The following is a 4,405-nucleotide window of genomic DNA, read 5'->3' on the forward strand; positions in this document are numbered from 1 at the left end:
ACTTCGATACGCCCTATGGGCTACTCAGTACGAACGGATTTTTTAAACTTCAAATCGATGGCGAGTTGCCACGCCAGCCACGGCAATACATTGATCGGGCAAGTGTCGGGGTTATAAAGCTGACGCAACGGGACCGGGATGTCGGAGATCCGCGCCATGGTGGCTTCGAGGGCGCGTTCCTGCGGCGTGGTGTTGGGCGGCAACAGCGATTTGATGACCTTACGCATCGCTACCACCATTCTCGATCGTCATGCCATCGCAGTACGAGGCTTGATGTGGGGATACGATCAGGTCTGCGCCAGGTGCGATGAGCTTGACCCGTTGCACGCCATCGACGTGCAACGCCGCGTAAATCCCGGACAAGGTCGGTCCCCGGCCTATCCGATGGGTCTCGGTGACATAGTGCCGGAGGCGCTTTTGCGCTTCGAGTATGACCACCGTTGCATCCGGGCCGGGAAAGGTATGCAGCTTAGCGACGACTTGATAACGGATGATTTCGGCAGCCTGAGCTTGCACATAATCGGTCAGGGGGCGAACGTTATCGGCTCCCAGACTGCTGGCCACGATGGCGATCAATTCAGGGGATGCGATGCCGTATTCTTCTCGCGAAAGTATGGTCACAACCACCACGCCGGGCGACGGACTGGTAGCCGAGGCGTCCAGCACACGGGCGTCAGCACCCAGCGCATGAAAGATATACGCACCTTCTGGACCTGCGACCGAAAAGCCATGCGGGGCAAGTTGAATCCGTGTACGAAAATCGGCATTCGACTCCATTACGGCGTCAACCCCCTTATCTGGATCGGCAGGCGTGACTTGCAAACGCGGCACGTCCATTAATGCGCCGAGATGATCAAGATCACTATCCATCGCATACGCCAGCATCACCCCGCGCGCGCCTTCGTTGACGCGCTGGCGGATATGTAATTCGCGGTAGGCGGTGACCTGCAAAATCTTCATGGCCGGGTCGGATTCCAGCAAACCGTCGAAGGACGGATCGCGTGCGATCAGGTCAGCTAATTGCGCGGCCAGTATCGTCTCGAAGTCGAGCGCTTCAATCATGTTGGGGACCGGCAGGCGTGACAGATCGATGGCGGAGGTGCTCATTGATGATCTCCCTGACTGGCTGGCACGGCGATCTGCACGCTTTGTTCGTCGGCGATGCCTTCCAGAATGAGTGTCGCCTTGCCGTATTGATCGCGCTCCAGTTGCAAGCCGGTGAGTTGCATACGCGGCTCCCACAATCGCACCGCGTGGGCGGTCGCGGCATAGATGCGCAAGGTGGTTGCGCCGTTTAAGGGCTGATCGATCAACTCAGGGACTTCGGAACCATAGCTACGGCGCATCAGACGCGAACCGATAGGCGTAGTCAGAATGTCGGCCAGCGACTGGCGAATATGCGCAAGGCCGGACAAGGCGCGTCCGTTGCTGCGGTGCATGCCGGTCATTGCGGACCACCGGTATTATCGCCGCCGCGTTCGATGCCGCCATGCGTGTGGCCGGTCAGGCTGATGCCACGGGCGACGATATCGCCGCTGGCGTTGAGCTGGCCTTTGATGACCGCTGCTGTGCCGCCATCGGCTCCGGCAGACACGGCCATGCCAGCATTGAGCGAACTCAAGCCGTTGACGATCAGATTTTTTTGTACGGTCAGGTTGCCGGTGCAGATCGTGTCTTCCGCATTCGAAGTCACCTTGCCGGGGAACGCGCTCACGCTGGTCCCATCCGGCAGCGTCGCGCTTAAGGCGTGGGTGGCGCTGTCGTATTGCACGACCGCACCGTCGCTATAACGCGTGGTGTGATGGGCCGGATTGGTCGACGGTGGCGCAAATTGATCGGAATATACGGCGGACAAAATCACGCCGTTCTCGAAGTCGCCTTCCGGGGATAACAAGATGATTTGTTCGCCTAACGATGGCGGCCACCACGTTTGCGCATCGCCAGCACGGGTAGCCGCCCACGGTCGCCAGTTGGTCAGGTTGTTGCCGACACGGACCCGCACGCGTCGCGCATCGTGATCGATCTCGGCAATTGTGCCAAGGCGGATCAGATTGAGGATCAAACGGAATAATTCGGAGGTGTCAGCAGTCATGCGATGCATGTTGCCGGGTTGCTGATGTCAGTGCATTAAGCGCGGGGTTGATAAGCGGCTTAGCGACTTGGTGGTAGTGCGCGACAAACGCAGGCGCGTGAGACAGTAGCAACCTAGAACGCGGCGACGTGGACAGTGCAACTAACACCGACCACGCCACCGTACCGGCAGAAGTACCTGCAAGCAAGGCCCAAGGCCGCGCCGCCTGATCAGGCGAGGCGAAGGCTAGCATAGTTATGCAGGTAAACCTATATGCAGGACATCCGCTGCGGGACTTGTTCCCGCAAACTTGGCGAGGGCGATTACATCGCACTTGCTATTAAATGCCCACGTTGCGGCACGTTGAATCAATTTAACACCCATCCCTTGAGGGCCACGCGCCCCGCACCAGCATGCCGCCGAGCATCCGAATCTGGAGTACCTCATGGATGCAAGTCCGATCATTCCATGGCTGGGCGGCAAGCGCCGTCTGGCTGACAAACTTATCCCATTATTTCCGCCGCATGAATGCTATGTCGAAGTATTTTGCGGTGGTGCGGCGCTGTATTTTTTACGGCCAGTGCCAGCCCGTACCGAAGTCATCAACGATATCAATGGCGAACTGGTGAATCTGTACCGCGTGGTACAACACCACATGGAAGAGTTCGTGCGCCAATTCAAATGGGCGATTTCCAGCCGCCAGATTTTTAAATGGCAACAGGCGGTGCGTCCGGAGACGCTGACCGATATTCAGCGTGCTGCGCGGTTTTACTATCTGCAACAGCATGCGTTTAGCGGGAAAGTGGTCGGGCAGAATTTCGGTACCTCGACGACGGGACCAGCGATTAATCTGTGCCGGATCGAAGAGAATTTGAGTGCCGCACATTTGCGGCTGGCGGGGACGTATGTGGAAAATTTGCCGTGGCTGGAATGCATGCAGCGTTATGACCGGCCACACTCATTCTTTTACCTTGATCCACCGTATTGGCAAACTGAGGGCTATGGTGTGCCGTTTGGCTTTGAACAGTATCAGCTGATGGCGGAGTTTATGCGTACCTGTAAGGGTAAAGTGATGGTGAGTATTAACGACCACCCGGATATCCGGGCGGTGTTTGAGGGCTTGACGATGATGGGGCTGGATATTAAATACAGCCTGGGGAGCGTGCATGGCCAGCCGGGGATTAGTAAGGAGTTGGTGATTGCTAATTGGGATATTGCGACGTCGGGGGGATTGTTTTAACGTGGAAATTTGTTTAATATACGCTTTTGGCGTACATTAAACCTATGCGATACGAATTTATTGAAACCAGCTTATTTTCTGCCAATGTCTATGATTATCTGACTGACGAGGAATATAAAAATCTACAAGAGTATCTTTCCGACAATCATGATGCGGGCGATATTGTTCGCGGTTCGGGAGGCGTACGAAAGGTACGTTGGGCACGGGCCGGAGCGGGTAAATCCGGCGGCGTCCGAGTCTGTTATTACGTACGCACGCAAGGCGGACAAATTTTGATGCTGGTTATTTATGCAAAGAGTAATCGTGCTGCCATACCCGGCCATATTCTTAAACAATTGAAGGAGATATTTGATGAAGCTGACTGATAAAGAATTAATGGAGCGGGATGCCAAACGCGATATTGGCGCAGAACTTTTGCAGGCTGCGCAAGAGTTACGTAGCGGAAAATGGGCGCGCAAAACGACGTTTGAAGTCTTGCCGGACGGATGTATGCGACGTCTGATCGTACGTTCGGATGGGACTGTCGAAAAAGACGAGGTGCTTAGCGGACCGAAGTGGGAGTTGATGGCCGCTCGCGCCGGGTCCGGCATGTCGCAAGGTGAATTTGCTAAAGCCATCGGTGTTTCCGTGCGGACTTTGCAGGAATGGGAGCAAGGTCGCAAGTCACCATCCGGGCCAGCACAAACACTGTTAAAGATTGCCAGCCGTCATCCTGAAATGTTGCGCGAAGTATCGATAGGTTAAATTTCAGATACCTCCGGGTAGTCAAAGCGCTGGTTAGGCCTTTGTCAAATGCCGCAACAGCGCATCCCGAATCAGCTCCCGATCCAATGCACTAAATCCTAGCAGTCCCCGGGCTGGATACTGATATTCCGGCCCTTTCTTCGACACTCGGTCACTCAGTCCCTCCTGATGCACCCGCGCAATCCGCGCCGCTCTCCCAAAAAATCCGACCGATAGCTGATTGGCGTCCGGCTTGATCTTCAGGTTGGCCGCCGTGCGCAGCTTGCTGAACATGGCAGCTTTTTGGCGTTTGATGCGGCCTTGTTTGCCGCGCATTTTTTTGCGCTGTTTGCGTGCCGCGTAAGCGTTGC

At 55.8% G+C, this 4,405-nt stretch carries 10 protein-coding genes; 4 read left to right on the top strand and 6 right to left on the bottom strand.

All coding sequences use genetic code 11. From position 1 onward, the window contains the following. Positions 1 to 20 precede the first annotated feature (20 nt). From ACVBEF_RS20670 to ACVBEF_RS20690, 5 genes are read right to left on the bottom strand one after another with little or no spacing between them, the layout of a single operon-like run. The gene (locus ACVBEF_RS20670; protein ID WP_447125786.1) at positions 21 to 227 is read right to left on the bottom strand and encodes a phage tail protein I; all 207 of its coding nucleotides are present in this window, start codon (positions 225 to 227) and stop codon (positions 21 to 23) included. Further along, the gene (locus tag ACVBEF_RS20675) at positions 220 to 1,107 is read right to left on the bottom strand and encodes a baseplate assembly protein (RefSeq protein WP_447125787.1); all 888 of its coding nucleotides are present in this window, start codon (positions 1,105 to 1,107) and stop codon (positions 220 to 222) included. The genes ACVBEF_RS20670 and ACVBEF_RS20675 overlap by 8 nt, the downstream gene beginning before the upstream one ends. Beyond that, the gene (locus ACVBEF_RS20680; RefSeq protein ID WP_447125788.1) at positions 1,104 to 1,448 is read right to left on the bottom strand and encodes a GPW/gp25 family protein; all 345 of its coding nucleotides are present in this window, start codon (positions 1,446 to 1,448) and stop codon (positions 1,104 to 1,106) included. Before ACVBEF_RS20680 ends, ACVBEF_RS20675 begins: the two co-directional genes overlap by 4 nt. After that, positions 1,445 to 2,101 carry a phage baseplate assembly protein V gene (locus ACVBEF_RS20685; protein ID WP_447125789.1) on the bottom strand — a complete coding sequence of 219 codons (657 nt, stop codon included), beginning with the start codon at positions 2,099 to 2,101 and terminating at the stop codon, positions 1,445 to 1,447. Before ACVBEF_RS20685 ends, ACVBEF_RS20680 begins: the two co-directional genes overlap by 4 nt. Beyond that, the gene (locus ACVBEF_RS20690; protein WP_447125790.1) at positions 2,082 to 2,324 is read right to left on the bottom strand and encodes a hypothetical protein; all 243 of its coding nucleotides are present in this window, start codon (positions 2,322 to 2,324) and stop codon (positions 2,082 to 2,084) included. Before ACVBEF_RS20690 ends, ACVBEF_RS20685 begins: the two co-directional genes overlap by 20 nt. Positions 2,325 to 2,344: 20 nt before the next feature. Between ACVBEF_RS20690 and ACVBEF_RS20695 the strand changes: the two genes are divergently transcribed. The 4 genes from ACVBEF_RS20695 to ACVBEF_RS20710 are packed head-to-tail and all read left to right on the top strand — an operon-like array spanning position 2,345 to position 4,055. Next, positions 2,345 to 2,569, top strand: a complete 225-nt coding sequence (locus ACVBEF_RS20695; protein WP_447125791.1) for a Com family DNA-binding transcriptional regulator — start codon at positions 2,345 to 2,347, stop codon at positions 2,567 to 2,569. Then, complete coding sequence (locus ACVBEF_RS20700; RefSeq protein WP_447125792.1) at positions 2,517 to 3,311, top strand: DNA adenine methylase; 795 nt, start codon at positions 2,517 to 2,519, stop codon at positions 3,309 to 3,311. The genes ACVBEF_RS20695 and ACVBEF_RS20700 overlap by 53 nt, the downstream gene beginning before the upstream one ends. 44 nt (positions 3,312 to 3,355) lie before the next feature. Continuing rightward, a complete protein-coding gene (locus ACVBEF_RS20705) occupies positions 3,356 to 3,676 on the top strand; it encodes a transcriptional regulator (protein ID WP_447125793.1) in 321 nt (106 codons plus the stop codon). Beyond that, a complete protein-coding gene (locus ACVBEF_RS20710) occupies positions 3,663 to 4,055 on the top strand; it encodes a helix-turn-helix domain-containing protein (RefSeq protein ID WP_447125794.1) in 393 nt (130 codons plus the stop codon). Before ACVBEF_RS20705 ends, ACVBEF_RS20710 begins: the two co-directional genes overlap by 14 nt. A gap of 33 nt (positions 4,056 to 4,088) precedes the next feature. On the opposite strand, the gene ACVBEF_RS20715 is transcribed toward ACVBEF_RS20710, so the two are convergent. After that, the coding region (locus tag ACVBEF_RS20715; protein ID WP_447125795.1) for a phage virion morphogenesis protein at positions 4,089 to 4,405 on the bottom strand (317 nt) is incomplete at its 5' end.

Source organism: Glaciimonas sp. GG7 (assembly GCF_052976905.1).